This window comes from Streptomyces monticola (genome assembly GCF_042665355.1).
GTDB classification, from domain to species: domain Bacteria; phylum Actinomycetota; class Actinomycetes; order Streptomycetales; family Streptomycetaceae; genus Streptomyces; species Streptomyces monticola.
Window position 1 is genome coordinate 1 of sequence record NZ_JBHTCF010000064.1, and the last position, 815, is coordinate 815.

The following is an 815-nucleotide window of genomic DNA, read 5'->3' on the forward strand; positions in this document are numbered from 1 at the left end:
CCGCAGGCGATCCGGGATCTGGGGGACAAGGTCGCGGCCCGGCATATCGCCCAGCGTGCCGGCGCCCCGCTGGTCGCGGGTACGCCCGACCCGGTCTCCGGCTCGGACGAGGTGGTGGCCTTCGCGCAGGAGCACGGCCTGCCCATCGCGATCAAGGCCGCGTTCGGCGGTGGCGGGCGCGGGCTGAAGGTCGCCCGCACCCTCGAAGAGGTCCCCGAGCTCTACGACTCCGCGGTGCGCGAGGCCGTCGCCGCCTTCGGCCGCGGCGAGTGCTTCGTCGAGCGCTACCTCGACAAGCCCCGGCACGTGGAGACCCAGTGCCTGGCCGACACCCACGGCAACGTGGTCGTGGTTTCGACCCGTGACTGCTCCCTGCAGCGCCGTCATCAGAAGCTGGTCGAGGAAGCCCCGGCCCCGTTCCTCTCCGAGGAGCAGAACGCGGAGTTGTATCGCGCTTCCAAGGCCATCCTGCGTGAGGCGGGGTATGTGGGTGCGGGGACGGTGGAGTTCCTCGTCGGTGTGGACGGCACCATCTCCTTCCTGGAGGTCAACACCCGTCTGCAGGTGGAGCACCCGGTCACCGAGGAGGTCACCGGCCTCGACCTGGTCCGGGAGATGTTCCGTATCGCCGACGGCGAGGCACTGGGCTACGGCGATCCCGAAGTGCGCGGTCACAGCTTCGAGTTCCGGATCAACGGTGAGGACCCGGGCCGTGGCTTCCTGCCCGCGCCGGGCACCGTCACCCTCTTCGACCCGCCCTCGGGCCCCGGCGTCCGCCTGGACGCGGGCGTCGAGTCGGGCTCGGTCATCGGCCC

General features: G+C 71.2%; 1 protein-coding gene. It reads left to right on the forward strand.

All coding sequences use genetic code 11. The features are described 5' to 3' along the window. Positions 1–815 (forward strand): ATP-binding protein (locus ACFQVC_RS42440; RefSeq protein ID WP_381842145.1); only part of this gene is annotated, 815 nt, incomplete at both ends.